Source organism: Curtobacterium sp. ER1/6, from assembly GCF_001742745.1.
In the GTDB taxonomy this organism is placed as follows: domain Bacteria; phylum Actinomycetota; class Actinomycetes; order Actinomycetales; family Microbacteriaceae; genus Curtobacterium; species Curtobacterium citri.
The window spans coordinates 45395-60017 of sequence record NZ_MJAK01000004.1; the positions used below are offsets into that span (position 1 = coordinate 45395).

General features: G+C 71.7%; 20 protein-coding genes. 13 read left to right on the forward strand and 7 right to left on the reverse strand.

Annotation, left to right across the window (positions count from 1 at the left end; genetic code table 11):
• Positions 1-148 precede the first annotated feature (148 nt).
• Complete coding sequence (locus Cus16_RS07850) at positions 149-919, reverse strand: winged helix-turn-helix domain-containing protein (RefSeq protein ID WP_069712104.1); 771 nt, start codon at positions 917-919, stop codon at positions 149-151.
• Positions 920-1395: 476 nt separating this feature from the next.
• Positions 1396-2031, reverse strand: a complete 636-nt coding sequence (gene upp, locus Cus16_RS07855; RefSeq protein WP_069712105.1) for a uracil phosphoribosyltransferase — start codon at positions 2029-2031, stop codon at positions 1396-1398.
• 75 nt (positions 2032-2106) lie between these two features.
• Here upp and Cus16_RS07860 point away from each other — a divergent pair, with 75 nt between their 5' ends.
• The gene (locus tag Cus16_RS07860; protein WP_069712106.1) at positions 2107-2538 is read left to right on the forward strand and encodes a nucleoside deaminase; all 432 of its coding nucleotides are present in this window, start codon (positions 2107-2109) and stop codon (positions 2536-2538) included.
• Between the two features lie 19 nt (positions 2539-2557).
• Here the strand turns inward: Cus16_RS07860 and Cus16_RS07865 are convergent, their stop codons facing one another.
• Positions 2558-3514 (reverse strand): cation diffusion facilitator family transporter, encoded by a 957-nt coding sequence (locus Cus16_RS07865; RefSeq protein ID WP_069712107.1) that lies wholly within the window; start codon positions 3512-3514, stop codon positions 2558-2560.
• A 41-nt stretch (positions 3515-3555) separates the two neighbouring features.
• On the opposite strand from Cus16_RS07865, the gene proC reads away from it, so the two are divergent.
• Positions 3556-4386, forward strand: coding sequence for a pyrroline-5-carboxylate reductase (gene proC / locus Cus16_RS07870; RefSeq protein WP_069712108.1), 831 nt, complete (start codon positions 3556-3558; stop codon positions 4384-4386).
• An 87-nt stretch (positions 4387-4473) separates the two neighbouring features.
• On the opposite strand, the gene Cus16_RS07875 is transcribed toward proC, so the two are convergent.
• Entirely contained in the window at positions 4474-5130 is a 657-nt protein-coding gene (locus Cus16_RS07875) for a potassium channel family protein (protein WP_141718877.1), read from the reverse strand.
• 40 nt (positions 5131-5170) lie between these two features.
• On the reverse strand, positions 5171-6604 hold the full coding sequence (locus Cus16_RS07880) for a TrkH family potassium uptake protein (RefSeq protein ID WP_069712109.1): 1434 nt from the start codon (positions 6602-6604) through the stop codon (positions 5171-5173).
• 73 nt (positions 6605-6677) lie between these two features.
• On the opposite strand from Cus16_RS07880, the gene Cus16_RS07885 reads away from it, so the two are divergent.
• The 5 genes from Cus16_RS07885 (at position 6678) to Cus16_RS07900 (ending at position 8356) form a co-directional block, all read left to right on the forward strand.
• A complete protein-coding gene (locus tag Cus16_RS07885) occupies positions 6678-7193 on the forward strand; it encodes an ArsR/SmtB family transcription factor (protein ID WP_069712110.1) in 516 nt (171 codons plus the stop codon).
• A gap of 134 nt (positions 7194-7327) precedes the next feature.
• Positions 7328-7522, forward strand: a complete 195-nt coding sequence (locus Cus16_RS07890; protein WP_058729786.1) for a helix-turn-helix domain-containing protein — start codon at positions 7328-7330, stop codon at positions 7520-7522.
• A 112-nt stretch (positions 7523-7634) separates the two neighbouring features.
• Positions 7635-7733 (forward strand): 30S ribosomal protein bS22, encoded by a 99-nt coding sequence (locus Cus16_RS15965; protein WP_003792170.1) that lies wholly within the window; start codon positions 7635-7637, stop codon positions 7731-7733.
• 78 nt (positions 7734-7811) lie between these two features.
• Positions 7812-8066 carry a glutaredoxin family protein gene (locus Cus16_RS07895; protein ID WP_069712111.1) on the forward strand — a complete coding sequence of 85 codons (255 nt, stop codon included), beginning with the start codon at positions 7812-7814 and terminating at the stop codon, positions 8064-8066.
• Complete coding sequence (locus Cus16_RS07900) at positions 8063-8356, forward strand: Dabb family protein (RefSeq protein ID WP_069712112.1); 294 nt, start codon at positions 8063-8065, stop codon at positions 8354-8356. The genes Cus16_RS07895 and Cus16_RS07900 overlap by 4 nt, the downstream gene beginning before the upstream one ends.
• 74 nt (positions 8357-8430) lie before the next feature.
• Here the strand turns inward: Cus16_RS07900 and aspS are convergent, their stop codons facing one another.
• Complete coding sequence (gene aspS / locus Cus16_RS07905; protein WP_069712320.1) at positions 8431-9771, reverse strand: aspartate--tRNA(Asn) ligase; 1341 nt, start codon at positions 9769-9771, stop codon at positions 8431-8433.
• 141 nt (positions 9772-9912) lie between these two features.
• Here aspS and Cus16_RS07910 point away from each other — a divergent pair, with 141 nt between their 5' ends.
• Both Cus16_RS07910 and Cus16_RS07915 read left to right on the forward strand, forming a co-directional pair.
• Entirely contained in the window at positions 9913-10257 is a 345-nt protein-coding gene (locus Cus16_RS07910; protein WP_141718878.1) for a hypothetical protein, read from the forward strand.
• A complete protein-coding gene (locus Cus16_RS07915; protein WP_141718879.1) occupies positions 10247-10465 on the forward strand; it encodes a hypothetical protein in 219 nt (72 codons plus the stop codon). The genes Cus16_RS07910 and Cus16_RS07915 overlap by 11 nt, the downstream gene beginning before the upstream one ends.
• On the opposite strand, the gene Cus16_RS07920 is transcribed toward Cus16_RS07915, so the two are convergent.
• The gene (locus Cus16_RS07920; protein WP_069712115.1) at positions 10462-10890 is read right to left on the reverse strand and encodes a MerR family transcriptional regulator; all 429 of its coding nucleotides are present in this window, start codon (positions 10888-10890) and stop codon (positions 10462-10464) included. The genes Cus16_RS07915 and Cus16_RS07920 overlap by 4 nt on opposite strands.
• A 77-nt stretch (positions 10891-10967) precedes the next feature.
• On the opposite strand from Cus16_RS07920, the gene Cus16_RS07925 reads away from it, so the two are divergent.
• From Cus16_RS07925 to Cus16_RS07940, 4 genes are all read left to right on the forward strand, one after another.
• Positions 10968-12458 (forward strand): SulP family inorganic anion transporter, encoded by a 1491-nt coding sequence (locus tag Cus16_RS07925; RefSeq protein ID WP_069712116.1) that lies wholly within the window; start codon positions 10968-10970, stop codon positions 12456-12458.
• Between the two features lie 85 nt (positions 12459-12543).
• Positions 12544-13200 carry a histidine phosphatase family protein gene (locus Cus16_RS07930; protein WP_069712117.1) on the forward strand — a complete coding sequence of 219 codons (657 nt, stop codon included), beginning with the start codon at positions 12544-12546 and terminating at the stop codon, positions 13198-13200.
• Complete coding sequence (locus Cus16_RS07935) at positions 13200-13811, forward strand: TlpA family protein disulfide reductase (protein ID WP_069712118.1); 612 nt, start codon at positions 13200-13202, stop codon at positions 13809-13811. Before Cus16_RS07930 ends, Cus16_RS07935 begins: the two co-directional genes overlap by 1 nt.
• Before the next feature lie 45 nt (positions 13812-13856).
• Entirely contained in the window at positions 13857-14555 is a 699-nt protein-coding gene (locus tag Cus16_RS07940) for a cytochrome c biogenesis CcdA family protein (protein ID WP_069712321.1), read from the forward strand.
• Positions 14556-14623 lie beyond the last annotated feature (68 nt).

Sequence of the window (14623 nt, forward strand, 5' to 3'; positions counted from 1 at the left end):
TGCACCAAGAGTGTCCTGCAATCACATTCCGCAGGCCGTGCCACAGCAAACACTGCCTGCAGGGACGACTGTATAACGACGCGGTAACGGTGCGCCAGCGTGTCCTCGAACCGATCGCTGCGAGTTCGCTGACCGTCTGCTCAGCGGGTCAGAAGAGGTCGGGCGACGGGGTGGACGCGTACCGCACGGCGACGTCCGCGTGGCGGTCGAAGCGGTACCCGACGCCCCGGACCGTGCGCACGATCTCCTCGAACGCACCGAGCTTCGACCGCAGCCGTCGCACGTGCACGTCGATGGTGCGCTCGTTCGGGGTCTCGTCCTCGTCGTCGGACCACAGGCCGTCGATGATGGCGGCACGGTCGACCGTCTGCCCCTCGCGCAGCACGAGGAACTGCAGCAGCTCGAACTCCTTGTACGTCAGGGGAGCGGCTTCGCCGTCGAGGGTCACGCGCTTGCGCGAGATGTCGATCACGACACCGGTCTCCTCGGGCTCGGGCTTCTCCGCCTGCTTCCGAGCGGCGACCGCGGACCGGTCCTGCAGGGCGAGGCGGACGACGTCGACGTCACGGCCCCCGGAGCCCTCGGCGGCGACCGCGACGGCCGCGTACGTCTCCGACGAGGGGACGAGCTGTGCCGTCAGCGCCTTGAGCTGCTCGACCACGGCTGCGAGGGTCGTGCCGGCGGCCGCGGCCGCTGCCTCGTCGATGCCCACGTAGAGCGCGAAGCCGCGGGCCTCGGTGCCCTCGGGCAGCGCGCGGTTCCGCTGCGGGGCGACGACCGGGCTGGTCGGGACCCCGGTCGGCACCGGCGGGGCCACCGGCTGCCGTCGAGCCCGGATCGGCGTCACCGTGCCGAGGTCGGTCGGCGCAGCGGGGGCGGTGCGGAGCGTGGTGCGGGGCTGGGCGATGGTGAGCGACATGGTGGTTCTCCGGGCGGGTGGTCGCGGTGCGGTGCAACGCGGCGGTGTCGAATGCGTCGGTCCGGGTACGGCTGATCGCCGTGTCGCCCTGCGGTCCTGCGGTGGACCGGGGCCTCCGGGAGGGTGACCGGAACGTCGGACGCGATGCCTGCGCGTCGACGAGGTGGCGTCACCCGGGGATCACACGCTCGCGACCGGGGTGGTGTCGCGGGGGATCCAGCTGGAACGGGTACCGATCAGGCACACATTCGACAACGCATGACCGCCGTCGCCGGCATCATCGTGCCGGCGGTCCCCAGGGCCTCGCAGAGGACTCGGGTGGGCACGGTTGCAGTCATGCCACGAGTATCGGCGGTATACCAACGCGGTGTCAACCGTCCGACCGGACGGTGGCGGCGGAGTGGACAGGCCGCGCGCGACGACGCCGTCGTCCCGGCGCGGGCGAGCGCGGGACGACGGCGTCGAGGGGAGCGGTGCTACTCGGCCAGGCCGTAGAGGCGGTCGCCCGCGTCGCCGAGACCGGGGACGATGTAACCGTTCTCGTCGAGCTTCTCGTCGAGCGCGCCGAGGACGATCGACACGTTGCGGTCGCCGACGGCCTGCTCCACCATCGCGAGGCCCTCGGGGGCGCCCAGGATGCACACGCACGTGACCTCCTCGGCACCGCGGTCGAACAGGAAGTCGATCGCCGCGGCGAGCGTGCCGCCGGTCGCGAGCATCGGGTCGAGGACGAAGCACTGGCGGCCGGACAGGTCGTCGGGCAGCCGCTCCGCGTACGTCTGCGGCTCGAGCGTCTCCTCGTTGCGCGCCATGCCGAGGAACCCGACCTCGGCGGTCGGGACGAGCTTGACCATGCCCTCGAGCATGCCGAGGCCGGCGCGGAGGATCGGGACGACGAGCGGGCGGGGCTTCGCGATCGAGACGCCCATCGTGTGCGCGACCGGGGTGTCGATCGGCGTGGCCGTCACCCGGACGTTCCGCGTCGCCTCGTACGCGAGGAGCGTGACGAGCTCCTCGGTGAGGGCCCGGAAGGTCGGGGAGGGTGTGGTCCGGTCGCGGAGCACCGAGAGCTTGTGGGTGATGAGCGGGTGGTCGGCGACGTGGACTCGCATGGAGTCGAGCGTACCGTGCCGATGGGGCAGGATCGACGCGTGGAACACCCAGCCGCCCGCCCCTGGACCGCCGCGATGGACCGCGCGCTCGACGAGGCCCGCGCGTGCCTGGTGACCGGTGACGTGCCGGTCGGTGCCGTGGTGGTCGACGCCTCGGGTGCGGTCGTCGCCGTGGGGCGGAACGAGCGCGAGGCTCGCCAGGACCCCACCGCGCACGCCGAGGTGCTCGCGCTCCGCGCCGCTGCGGCGGTCACGGGCGACCGGCACTTGGCGGAGCACACCCTGGTCGTCACGCTCGAGCCGTGCCTGATGTGCGCGGGCGCCGCCCTGGCCGCACGGGTCCCGCGGATCGTCTTCGGTGCCTGGGACCCGAAGGCGGGCGCCAGCGGCAGCCTGTACGACATCGCGCGGGACCGCCGCCTGCCCCACCGCGCCGAGGTCGTGGCCGGGGTCAGGGAGCAGGCGTGCGCCGACCTGCTCGACGCGTTCTTCCGCGAGCGGCGCTGACGCGAGCGGCGCCGAGCCCTCAGTCGGCCGCGCGGATGACGATCGCCTCGGTCGGTGGCCGGGGCCCGGTCCGGAGCACGTCGGGCTCGATGTAGATGACGCGTGCGATCGGCACGGCCTCCCGGACCCGTTGCTCGACGGTGTCGATCCCGGCCGCCACGTCGCCGAGCCGCCGGTCGCCGTCGACGGCCACCTTCATGCCCACCATGAGCTCGTCGGGCCCGAGGTACAGGGTCTTCAGGTGCACGATCGAGTCGACCTCGGGCCCGTCGAGCACGGCGGCCTTGATCCGCTCGACGTCGGCCGCGGTCGCACCCTCGCCGACGAGCAGGCTCTTCGTCTCGACGCCGAGCACGACGGCCACGGCGATGAGGAGCAGGGCGATGAGGATCGTGCCGATCGCGTCGAACACGCCGTCGCCGGTGACGACGGTCAGGCCGACGCCGAGCAGCGCGAACACCAGGCCGGTCAGCGCAGCGGTGTCCTCGAGCATGACGACGGGGAGCTCGGGAGCCTTCACGCGACGCACGAACTGCATCCACGACTGGGAGCCCTTCTGCGGTCGCGCCTCGCGCAGGGCGGTGCGGAGCGAGAAGCCCTCGAGCCCGATCGCGATCACGAGCACGGCGACCGGGAGCCACCAGTTCGTCAGCGGGTGCGGCTCGCGGAGCTTCTCGATGCCCTCGTACAGCGAGAAGACCCCGCCGATGCTGAACAGGATGATCGAGACGACGAAGGCGTACACGTAGCGCTCGCGACCGTGGCCGAACGGGTGCTCCTCGTCCGCGGCACGGCGCGCACGGCGCCCGCCGAGCAGGAGGAGGAGCTGGTTCACCGAGTCGGCGAGGGAGTGCACGCCCTCGGCCAGCATCGCCGCCGACCCGCTGATCGCCGCAGCGACGAACTTCACGATCGCGATGCCGATGTTCGCGGCCAGTGCGGCGAAGATCGCCCGCGTGCCTCCTGATGCGCTCACGGCACCGATCCTAGGCGCGGGCGGTGGATAGGGTCGGGAGCATGACGATCGAACTGCCCCGCACCGCCATGCTCGGCGTCGGGTCGATGTCCGGCAGTGTCCTCGACGGTCTCCTCGCGGCCGGCCTCGACCCCGCGACCGTGACGCTCACCACCCGGTCCGAGGGGTCCGCGGCGGCCTGGCGCGGTCGTGGGCTGGACGCCGCGGCCACGGAGACCGACCCCGAGGCGAACCGGGCGGCCGTCCGCGGCGCCGGACTCGTCGTGCTCGGCGTGAAGCCGTACCTGGTCGGCGAGGTCCTCGACGAGGTCGCCGCGTCCCTGCACCCGGGCGCCGTGGTGGTCAGCGTCGCGGTCGGCACCACCACCGCGTCGATGGAGGCCCGCGTGCCCGCCGGGGTGCGCGTGGTCCGTGCGCTGCCGAACACCCCGATCGGCGTCGGGCACGGCGTCACCGGCATCAGCGCGGGCTCGACCGCCGACGCCGGAGCGGTCGCCCTCGCCTCGTCCGTCTTCACCGCCTCCGGACGGGTCATCGAGGTGCCCGAGGCGCGACTGGACGCCCTCTCCGCCGTGTCGGGTTCCGGCCCGGCCTACGTCTTCCTGCTCGTCGAGCAGTGGCAGCAGGCCGCCGAGGGCCTCGGCTTCACGCCGGAGCAGGCTGCGGTCATGGTCCAGGGCACGCTGCGGGGCGCGGTCGAGCTGCTCGCCGCGTCGGGACGCGAGCCCGCTGACCTCCGACGCGCGGTGACGAGCCCGAAGGGCACCACCGAGCGGGCGATCGCCGTCCTGCAGGACGCCGACCTGGCCGATACCTTCACGCGTGCGTCGCACGCGGCGATCGCGCGTGCCGAGGAGATCGCCGCGTCCTGACGGGCCGCGGTGGCCGACCGACGGACGGGAGGCGCGGTGCGGGCTCGCACCGCGCCTCCCGTCCGTCCGCCGGTCCGTTCGCGGTCGCTACTCGAGCGCCGCGAACCGCTCGAGGTCCGTCTCGGTCCCCGAGACGATGATGACGTCGTCCTCGCCGATGACGCTCTCCGGCGTCGCCGGCACGAAGGCGCGACCCGGTGACTTGATGCCGAGCACGGTGAGCCCGTGCCGCGTGCGGATGACGGTCGTGGCGAGGTCCTTCCCGCGCACGGCGCGCGGCGGGAACATCTTCACCACGGCGAAGTCGTCGTCGAACTCGATGAAGTCGAGCATCCGACCGGACACGAGGTGCGCGGTCCGCTCGCCGGCCTCGCGCTCGGGGTAGACGACGTGGTTCGCCCCGATCCGCGACAGGATCGTGCCGTGCGAGCGGCTGACGGCCTTCGCCCAGATCTGCGGGATGCCGAGGTCGACGAGGTTCGAAGTGATGAGCACGCTCGACTCGAGGTGCGAGCCGACCGCGACGACGGCGATCGCGAAGTCCTGCGCGCCGATCTGCCGGAGGGCGTCGATGTCGGTGGCGTCCGCCTGCACCGCGTGGGTGACCCGGTCCGACCACTTCTGCACGAGCCCCGCGTCGGTGTCGACGACGAGCACCTCGCGGTGCTGGCGCTCGAGCTGCCCGGCGGTCGCGGCGCCGAACCGGCCGAGGCCGAGGACGAGCACGGGCGCGTCGTGGCTCACGGCTCCGGTGGCGGGGTGGGGTGCACTGCGGGGACGGCGGTCAGCCAACGATCGGCCTCTCCTCGGGACGACGGAACAACTGCCGGCTCTGACTGGCGGCGAGCGCGGCGGCGATCGTCACTGTACCGACACGGCCCAGGAACATCGTGGCCGCGAGCACGTACTTGCCGGCCTCCGGCAGCTCGGCGGAGATGCCGGAGCTCAGTCCGCAGGTGGCGAAGGCCGAGATGACCTCGAAGAGCACGCGGTCGAGCGAGTCGCCCGTGATCTGCAGCAGCACGATCGTCATGACGGCGACGATGGTCGCGCCCCAGAGCACGACGGCCACGGCCACGCGGAGCACGTCGCTCGGGATCCGGCGCCCGAACGCCTCCATGCTCCGGCGTCCACGGGCCTCGGCGACGGCGGCGAGGAACAGCACGGCGAGGGTGGTCACCTTGATGCCGCCCGCCGTCGACGCCGATCCACCGCCGATGAACATGAGCATGTCGGTCACGAGCAGGCTCGCGCCGTGCATCTGCTCGACGTCGATCGTCGCGAAGCCGCCCGACCGGGTCATCATCGAGAAGAAGAGCGCCTGGAACGCCGTGTGCCCCGCTCCCGCGTCGCCGAGGGTCCGGGGGTTCGACGCCTCGAGCGCGGTGTAGACCACGGCGCCGAGGGCGAGCAGCACGGCGCTCGTGGTCAGCGTCAGCTTGACGTGGATGGGCCAGCGTCGCGGGGTGCGGAACTGCTTGGTCAGCGCCCGGATCACCGGGAACCCGATGGACCCGGCGAAGACCGCCACCATGAGCAGGGTGAGGAACCAGTAGTCGTTCGCGAACGGGGCCAGCCCCTCGGCGTTCGGCGAGAAGCCCGTGTTCGTGAACGCCATCGCGGCGTAGTAGAAGGAGTCGCCGACCGCCGTCCAGAAGGGGTAGCCCGCGACGAGCACCGACGGCAGGAGGAGCAGGCCGACGGCGGCCTCGATGGTCAGGGTGCTGACGGCGACGGTCAGGAGCAGGGTGCCGACCTCGCCGAGGCGGACGGCCTGTCCCTCGGGCACCGCGCCGCTGTGGGTGCGGAGCGGGTTCGAGTCGCCCGCGGCGATAAGCTTCGCGCGCAGGCCGAGCCGCCGCGTGACGACGAGCCCGAGGATGGACGCGAAGGTCAGCACGCCGACCGCGCCGATCTGCGTCCCGACCACGATGAGGACCTTGCCGAACACGGACCAGTGCGTGGCCATGTCGACCGTCGCGAGTCCGGTGACGCACACGACCGACGCCGCGGTGAAGAGGGCGTCCGCGAAGTGCGTCGTGGTGCCGTCCGCCGAGGCCAGCGGGGTCATGAACAGCACGGTGAAGACGAGGATCAGCGCGACGAAGACCAGGATCGCGAGCCGCGACGGCGACGACCGGAGGACGGCGGCGATCCGGCCCGCCTGCCGCCGGGAGTCGCTCACCTGCGGCGGGAGCGCCTCGGTGCGGTCGAGCATCGTATGCCTCCGGGGACATGGGCGTCGGACAGCGGTCATGGTACATCCGTGACGGCGCGGCTAGCCTTGCCGCATGGCCGACATCTTCACCGTCGTGGCGGACCCGACCCGGCGGGAGCTGCTCGGCGCCCTGCTCACGGCGTACGGGTCGGACGCGACGGGCGGGGAGCTCAGCGTCGGCCAGCTCGTGGCGAAGATCGGCGTCAGCCAGCCGACCGTGTCCAAGCACCTCCGTGTCCTGCGCGACCACGGGTTGGTGTCGAGTCGCGAGGAGGGGCAGCACCGCTTCTACCGCCTCGACCCGGAACCGCTCGTGCGGCTCGAGGAGTGGGTCGTGCCGTTCACCGGCGCCGTCGATGCCGACGGCACCCCGGCGACGACGTCCTGGACGCTCGACGGCCAGCCGGTGTCGTTCCGCCGGACGGGCACGCCGAGCCGGTCCGGGGTCGAGGTCGGGACCGAGCTCGGACGGGTGATGGCCGAGGCGTCGCACCGCGCGACCGCGGCGTTCACGGGCGCGCAGCAGGGCTGGGAGCGCGTCGTCGACCGGAGCCGCAAGCGCTTCACGCGCAAGGGCGAGGACGACTGACGCACCCGGTCGTGCGTCCGCTCGGAGTCTCCTGGACACGCGGTCCCACGCGCCCCTACAGTTACCCCTGACCACACAGGTCACACCGATCCGTGCGCCCACCCCGTGCGCGCACGGCCACCCGAAGGCGGACCATGACCGGCAGTTTCGACGACGTGCGCTTCCTCACCGTCGCTGAGGTCGCCGAGATGATGCGCGTCTCGAAGATGACGGTCTACCGCATGGTCCACGCCGGCGAGCTCCCCGCGATCCGGTTCGGCCGCTCGTTCCGCGTGCCCGAGTCGGCGGTCGCCGAGCTCCTGCGCGGCGGCATCGCCGACGTCGGCTGAGCGGCTCGTTCGACAGGACCGCTGCGCTCCGCTAGACTCGGCCGGGTTGATTTTCCGCGGTCTCTTCGGGCCCGGTGTCCACACATCAGCATCGTTCCGAGCGAGGTCCACTATGGGTTCTGTCATCAAGAAGCGTCGCAAGCGCATGGCGAAGAAGAAGCACCGCAAGCTCCTTCGCAAGACGCGTCACCAGCGTCGCAACAAGAAGTAAGCGCCAAGTCCAGCACTTGCACCCGAAGCCCCGGTCCGCCGGGGCTTTCGTGTTCCCCGGGGTGGTTATGGTGGAGCCATGCCCGCCGTGACGTTCCTGACGAAGCCCGGCTGCCACCTCTGCGACGACGCCCGACCGGTCGTCGAGCAGGTCGTGGCGGCGCACCCCGGCGCGACCCTCGAGGAGCGGTCGATCCTCGACGACGACGCGCTGCGCGAGGAGTACGCCGAGGACATCCCGGTCGTGCTCGTCGACGGTCGGGTCCACAGCAACTGGCACGTCGACGCCGACCGGCTCCGCCGTGCCCTCGAGCAGGCGGAGGCCCGCGCATGATCCACCACGTCGTCTCCTGGACCGTCCGCGAGGACCTCGACCGTGTGGAGGTCACCACGCGCATCCGCGAGCTGCTCACCGGCCTCGTCGGCACGATCGGGTCGATCCGCTCGCTCGAGGTGGTCGAGAACGTCGCCTACCCGGGGAGGAACCAGGACGTCGCGGTGGTCGCGACGTTCGACGACGTCGCCGGGCTCGACGAGTACCAGTTCCACCCGGAGCACCAGGCTGCGGCCGCGCAGATCCGCGAACTCGTCACGGGGCGGGCCGCCATCGACTGGGAGGGGTGAGGCGCGCCTCCCGGCCCCGGACCACGAGCGGCCACCCTCCTTCCGGAGGGTGGCCGCTCGTCGTGCACCGGGTGCTACGGGGTCAGGCGCGTCGGGCCGCGGAACAGGTACGTGACCTCGCGGATCGACGGCTCGTGCAGCGCGAGCATGAGCACGCGCGCCAGGCCCATGCCGAACCCGCCGTGCGGCGGGACGCCGTACCGGAAGAAGTCGAGGTACCAGCCGAGCTCCTCCGGGTCGAGGCCCTTCTCGACGGCCTGCGCCTCGAGGGTCTCCACGCGGTGCTCGCGCTGGGCGCCCGTCGAGATCTCCGCGCCGTTGAACAGCAGGTCGTAGCTGTTGGTCAGCGTCGGGTCGTCGGCGTGCCGCATGTGGTAGTACGGCCGGATCGAGGCGTCGTAGTCGGTGACGAACACGAACTCGGAGCCGTGCGTCTCCTTCGCCCACGCGCTCACGCGGCGCTCGCCCTCGGGGTCGAGGTCGCCGTCCGCCCGCACGACGTCGTGTCCGCTGTCGGCGACGATCTTCCGGGCCTCGGCGAGCGTCACGCGGGGGAACGGGGCGGTCGGCACGACGAACTCGAAGCCGAAGACCTCCTCGATCTCCTTGCCGTACTTCTCCTGCACGGCGGTGAAGCCCGCGACGAGGAGCTCCTCGTGCATCGCCATCACGTCGTGGTGCGACTCGACCCAGGAGATCTCGGCGTCGACGCTCGTGAACTCGGTGGCGTGGCGGCTCGTGAACGACGGGTCCGCGCGGAAGGCGTCGGCGATCTCGAACACCGCGCCGAAGCCGGCGGGCTGCGCCATCTGCTTGAAGTTCTGCGGCGACTGCGCCAGGTAGGCGGTCGTCTCGAAGTACTCGAGCTGGAAGAGCTCGGCGCGCGACTCGGACGCCGACGCCATGAGCTTCGGCGTGTGGATCTCGATGTAGTCGCGCTCGACCCAGTAGGTGCGGAACGCGTGCTCCATCGTGGTCTGGATGCGGAAGATCAGGTTCTGCTTGCGGTTGCGCAGGTCGAGGAAGCGCCAGTCGAGGCGCTTGTCGAGCGAGGAGTCGTCCGCGATGGGCGTCTCCGGCTTCGCGGCGCTGACCACCTCGAGCGAGCCGACCTTCACCTCGAGCCCGCCGAGCTTCACGCGCTCGTCGTGCTTCAGCGTCCCGCGGACGTGCACGAAGGTGCCGTGGGCGAGGCCGGAGATCTCGTTCGTGATGGCGAGTCGCGCCCGGGCGTCGTCGTCACCGTCCTCGGCCTCGCGCGTCGCCGGGTTGACGAGCTGTGCGGCGCCGGTCTCGTCGCGGAGCACGACGAACTGGACCTTCTTCTGGTCGCGGACGGTCTCCACCCAGCCGGCGACGGCAACGGGGCCGTCGGGGAGGGCGGCGAGGTCGGCGATGCGGGTGCGTTCGATCACGGTCGTCGAGTCTACGGCCTCCTCCACAGGGGCCGCTTTCGTGGGTCGTCTCCACAGACGCGGCCGGGAGGCCCGGGTCGCGTCGGGCGGATCCGTACCGTCGTCTGCGTGGTCGGGTCGCGAGTCGAGAGGGGGTCCCGGATGACGGCAACGGGAGTGGGACTCGCGGCCTGGCCACCCGCCGCGGTGGCGGCGGTGGTGACCACGACGGTCGGGTCGGCGCTGACGCTGGTCGGCGCACTGGTCGGCGGGCTGTGGGCCGTGCTGCGGTGGCGGCGGGACGTGGCGCGGGAGGAACGCGACCGGGCCTGGGCGCGGTTCGTGTGGACGGTGGACCAGGTCTGTGACGCCGATGTCGGCCGCGCCGAGATCGGCAGTGTCGGTGCCAACGCGATGTACGACATGCAGAGTCTTCGCGGTGACGACTCGGTGTTCGGCACGCTGGTGCTGGGACTCATCACGGGAAGGGATGACGATGACGGCTGACGACCCGGTACTGGCCCTGATCGAGCGACGGCAGGAAGAGTGGCGGCAACGCGTCCGCCAGCGCTACCGGTTCCGCCCGTGGAAGGCCCGGCGCCTCATCTGGGAGCACGACGAACTGCTGCGTCGTCAGGAGGAGTGGCGGGCGGCGCGGCACGAGCGCGCGAGGTTGGTCCGGAACGGCGAGCTCCAGGCCGGTCGACGCCGCTAGGGGAGCGAGGCGCGCAGGGTGCCGAGTGTGCCGATGAACTCCTCGGCCATGCCCGCGCGTTCCACGAGCTTCGCGTGGCGGGCGCGGGCGTCGTCGAGGTACCCGTCGAGGCGGGCGGCGAGGGCCGGGCGGGTCTCCGGGTCGGCCGTGGCGAGCGCGTCGACCACGCGCAGGAGCTCCGCCATCTCGTCGAGCGTGAAGCCGAGTGGCTTCATCCGTCGGATCACGAGCAGTCGTTCGAGGTCCCCGACCGTGTAGACGCGGAACCCGCCGGTGGTCCGACCACTCGGCACGAGCAGGCCGACCTCGTCGTAGTGGCGGATGGTGCGGAGGGACATGCCGGCGCGCTCGGCGAGCTCGCCGATGTGCATGGTCTCGGCGCTCTCGGTCGCGTCGCCTGGCTCGGTGGTGCTCACGGACGTCATGCTCGCAGACCTTCCTCCCGGCTGTCCCCGGGTCCCTGCGGAAACCCTACCCTCACGTCAAGGTAGGGTTACGGACGATGTCCATCGCACCCCACGCTCCTGCGGCGCCCAGCGTCCTCAGTGCACTCCGGTCACCCCGCCTGCTCACGCGCGAGGTCCTCGCCGGTGTCGTCACCGCGCTCGCCCTCATCCCCGAAGCGATCTCGTTCTCGGTCGTGGCCGGGGTCGATCCGGCCGTCGGGCTGTTCTCCAGCGTGGTGATCGCGGTCGTGATCTCGATCGTGGGCGGCCGCCCGGCGATGATCTCCGCGGCCGCGGGCTCCGTCGCGCTCGTCATCGCGCCGCTCGTCCGCGACCACGGCGTCGCCTACCTCGTCCCCGCCGTGGTGCTCGGCGGCGTGTTCCAGCTCGTGCTCGGGTTCCTCGGCGTGGCCCGGCTCATGCGGTTCATCCCGCGCAGCGTCAACGTCGCCTTCGTGAACGCCCTGGCCATCCTCATCTTCACCGCGCAGCTGCCGAACCTGCTCGGACCCGACGTCCCGTTCGTGGTGTGGCCGCTCACCGCGCTCGGCGTGGGCGTCATCATCGGCTTCCCGTTCCTGACCAAGGCCGTCCCCGCACCGCTGATCGCGGTCGTCGTGGTCACCACGATCACGATCGTCTTCGGGGTCGCGGTCCCGACCGTCGGCGACGAGGGGTCCCTGCCCACCGCGCTGCCCGGCTTCGGCGGCATCACCGTGCCCCTGTCCCTCGAGACCCTGCAGATCGTCGCACCGTACGCGTTCGGCGTCGCGATCGTCGGGCTCATCGAGACGCTCCTCACCGCGCAGCTCGTGGACTCGCTCACCGAGACCCGGTCGAGCGCGTGGCGCGAGTCGTGGGGCCAGGGGATCGCGAACATCGCCTCGGCCTTCTTCGGCGGGACCGGCGGATGCGCGATGATCGGGCAGACCGTCATCAACGTGAAGACCGCGGGGGCGCGGACACGGGTGTCGACCTTCGCGGCGGGTGCCTCGGTGCTGGTGCTGACGATCGTGCTCCACGACCTGGTCGCCCAGATCCCGATGGCCGCGCTGACCGCGGTGATGCTCATGGTGTGCGTCGCGACCTTCGACTGGCACAGCGTCCGTCCGCGCACCCTCGGGCGCATGCCGCTCGGCGAGACCGCGGTGATGGTGATCACGGTCGTGGTGGTCGTCGCGACCGACAACCTCGCGACCGGGGTCCTGGTCGGGGTCGTCGTCGCCGCGCTCGTCTTCGCCCGGCGGGCGGCGCACGTCGTGTCGGTCGTCCGCGAGCCTGTGCACGAGCACACCGTCCGCTACCGGGTCCGCGGAGCGTTGTTCTTCGCGTCCTCGAACGACCTCGTCACGCGGTTCTCGTACGCCGAGGACCCGGAGCGCGTGATCGTGGACCTGTCGGACGCGCACGTCTTCGACGCGAGCACGGTCGCGGCACTCGACGGCATCGAGCAGCGCTACGCGCGGCACGGCTCGACCGTCGAGGTGGTGAACCTCAACACCGGCTCGGTCGCGCTGCACGGCAGGCTCTCCGGCCGGCTCGGCTGACCCGGCCGATGGGCTGTACGGTCGCACATCCGGTGAATCCGCTGTGGGGCGGGTGGTGACGGTGGAGCGACCTAGACTGGAACCCATGCCCGCGACACGGATCCACCTCGTCCGGCACGGCGAGGTCCACAACCCGGGGCGAGTGCTCTACGGCCGACTGCCCGGCTTCGGCCTGAGCGAGCTCGGCACCCGGATGGCCGCCGCGTCGGCGACCGCGTGGCACGACGCCGGGGTCGACGTCCGCCGGATCGTCGCCTCGCCGCTCCAGCGCACGCAGGAGTCCGCCGCACCGTGGGCCGCCGCGTACGGGCTCGACGTCACGCTCGACGAACGACTCATCGAGCCGACCAACCGCTACGAGGGGCAGCGGCCCGGCTTCACCAAGCGCTCGATGGGCCGCCCGACCGAGTGGCCGTGGATCGCGAACCCGTTCCGCCCGAGCTGGGGCGAGGCGTACGAGTCCATCGCGTCCCGGATGCTCGCCGCGGTCACGTCGGCGTGGGAGAGCACGGACGGCGGCGACGTCGTCCTCGTCAGCCACCAGCTGCCCATCTGGACCGTGCACCGCAAGCTCGCGGGGGAGCCGCTCTGGCACGACCCGCGCAAGCGACGGTGCGACCTCTCCAGCATCACGACCCTCGAGCGTGTGCCCGCCACCTCGACCGGTCGCTTCACCGAGGTCGGGTACGCGGACCCGGCGCAGTCCCTGCGCGTGTCCGCCGTCGACGAAGGAGCAGTCTGATGCCCACCCGGACCCGGTTCGCCACCCTCGCGGCGACGGCGGTGATCGCAGCCCTGGCGCTCGCCGGGTGCTCGTCGTCGAACGACGACCTGTCGCGGCAGTACGGCAGCGGCACGACCCAGAACTACATCTCCGGCACCGGCGCGGTGACCGAGGTCGCGGTGGACGAGCGGGCGGACCCGGTGGACTTCACGACGAAGGACACGAACGGCGACACCGTCTCGGCGAAGGCCCTGCGCGGCAAGGTCGTCGTCCTCAACTTCTGGTACGCCGGCTGCCCGCCGTGCCGTGCCGAGGCGAAGTACCTGAACCAGGTGCGCGACGAGCACGCGGACGACGACGTGGCCTTCGTCGGCGTCAACGTCCGCGACGAGGAAGGGACGGCGGCGGCGTTCGAGCGGACCTTCGGCGTCGACTACCCGACCGTGCTCGACGCCCGTGACGGCACGGTGCAGCTGGCGCTGTCCGGCCAGATCGCCCCGAACGCGGTGCCGGCGACGATCGTCCTCGACAAGCAGGGCCGGGTCGCCGCACGCGTCCTCGGTGCGATCGACGGGAAGAGCATCCTCGACACCCTGGTCACCGACGAGCTCTCCGGCAAGGCGTCCTGACCCGTGCCCGGCAACCCCTTCGCCGACGCGATCCTGAGCGGCCAGATGCTGGTGGCGCTCCCCGTCGCCGCACTCGCCGGGCTCGTCTCGTTCCTGTCCCCGTGCGTGCTGCCCCTGGTGCCCGGCTACCTCGGGTACGTCGGCGGCATCGCCGAGGGCGGGCAGCGTCGCGGTCGGGTCGTGCTCGGGGTGCTCCTGTTCGTGCTCGGCTTCACCGCCGTGTTCGTGGCGTACACCACGGTGTTCGGCGCGCTCGGGTTCTGGCTGGTCCGCTGGCGTGACCTCATCACGCAGGTGCTCGGCATCGTCGTGATCGCGATGGGCCTCGTGTTCGTCGGTCGGTTCACGTTCCTGCAGCGCACGATCAAGCCGTCGTGGACGCCCGCGACCGGGCTCGTCGGCGCCCCGCTGCTCGGCATCGTGTTCGGGCTCGGCTGGACCCCGTGCCTCGGCCCGACCCTCGCCGCGATCAACCTGCTCAGCGTCCAGTCGGGCAGTGCGTGGCAGGGGATGTGGCTCGGCGTCGCCTACTGCCTCGGCCTCGGGATCCCGTTCGTCCTCGTCGCCCTCGGCGCGGGCTGGGCGACCGGTGCGATCCGCGCCGTGAAGCGCCACATGCGCACCGTCAACATCATCGGAGGAGCGATCCTGATCGTCATCGGTCTGCTCATGGTCACCGGCATCTGGTCGGCCGTCATGTCGAGCGTGGGGGCGGTGATCCAGAGCTTTGTCCCCGCGGTCTGAGCACGACACCACGCCCGCCGGCACGGACGCCGGTCCGGCGCCCGTCGACGACACGACCTCCGGCGGCG

Excerpts from the sequence above, each read along its gene's own strand:
- Cus16_RS07850 (WP_069712104.1), bottom strand. The coding sequence starts at position 919 with ATGTCGCTCACCATCGCCCAGCCCCGCACCACGCTCCGCACCGCCCCC.
- upp (WP_069712105.1), bottom strand. The coding sequence starts at position 2,031 with ATGCGAGTCCACGTCGCCGACCACCCGCTCATCACCCACAAGCTCTCG.
- Cus16_RS07860 (WP_069712106.1), top strand. The coding sequence starts at position 2,107 with ATGGACCGCGCGCTCGACGAGGCCCGCGCGTGCCTGGTGACCGGTGAC.
- proC (WP_069712108.1), top strand. The coding sequence starts at position 3,556 with ATGACGATCGAACTGCCCCGCACCGCCATGCTCGGCGTCGGGTCGATG.
- Cus16_RS07880 (WP_069712109.1), bottom strand. The coding sequence starts at position 6,604 with ATGCTCGACCGCACCGAGGCGCTCCCGCCGCAGGTGAGCGACTCCCGG.
- Cus16_RS07885 (WP_069712110.1), top strand. The coding sequence starts at position 6,678 with ATGGCCGACATCTTCACCGTCGTGGCGGACCCGACCCGGCGGGAGCTG.
- Cus16_RS07890 (WP_058729786.1), top strand. The coding sequence starts at position 7,328 with ATGACCGGCAGTTTCGACGACGTGCGCTTCCTCACCGTCGCTGAGGTC.
- Cus16_RS15965 (WP_003792170.1), top strand. The coding sequence starts at position 7,635 with ATGGGTTCTGTCATCAAGAAGCGTCGCAAGCGCATGGCGAAGAAGAAG.
- Cus16_RS07895 (WP_069712111.1), top strand. The coding sequence starts at position 7,812 with ATGCCCGCCGTGACGTTCCTGACGAAGCCCGGCTGCCACCTCTGCGAC.
- Cus16_RS07900 (WP_069712112.1), top strand. The coding sequence starts at position 8,063 with ATGATCCACCACGTCGTCTCCTGGACCGTCCGCGAGGACCTCGACCGT.
- Cus16_RS07910 (WP_141718878.1), top strand. The coding sequence starts at position 9,913 with ATGACGGCAACGGGAGTGGGACTCGCGGCCTGGCCACCCGCCGCGGTG.
- Cus16_RS07915 (WP_141718879.1), top strand. The coding sequence starts at position 10,247 with ATGACGGCTGACGACCCGGTACTGGCCCTGATCGAGCGACGGCAGGAA.
- Cus16_RS07920 (WP_069712115.1), bottom strand. The coding sequence starts at position 10,890 with ATGACGTCCGTGAGCACCACCGAGCCAGGCGACGCGACCGAGAGCGCC.
- Cus16_RS07925 (WP_069712116.1), top strand. The coding sequence starts at position 10,968 with ATGTCCATCGCACCCCACGCTCCTGCGGCGCCCAGCGTCCTCAGTGCA.
- Cus16_RS07930 (WP_069712117.1), top strand. The coding sequence starts at position 12,544 with ATGCCCGCGACACGGATCCACCTCGTCCGGCACGGCGAGGTCCACAAC.
- Cus16_RS07935 (WP_069712118.1), top strand. The coding sequence starts at position 13,200 with ATGCCCACCCGGACCCGGTTCGCCACCCTCGCGGCGACGGCGGTGATC.
- Cus16_RS07940 (WP_069712321.1), top strand. The coding sequence starts at position 13,857 with ATGCTGGTGGCGCTCCCCGTCGCCGCACTCGCCGGGCTCGTCTCGTTC.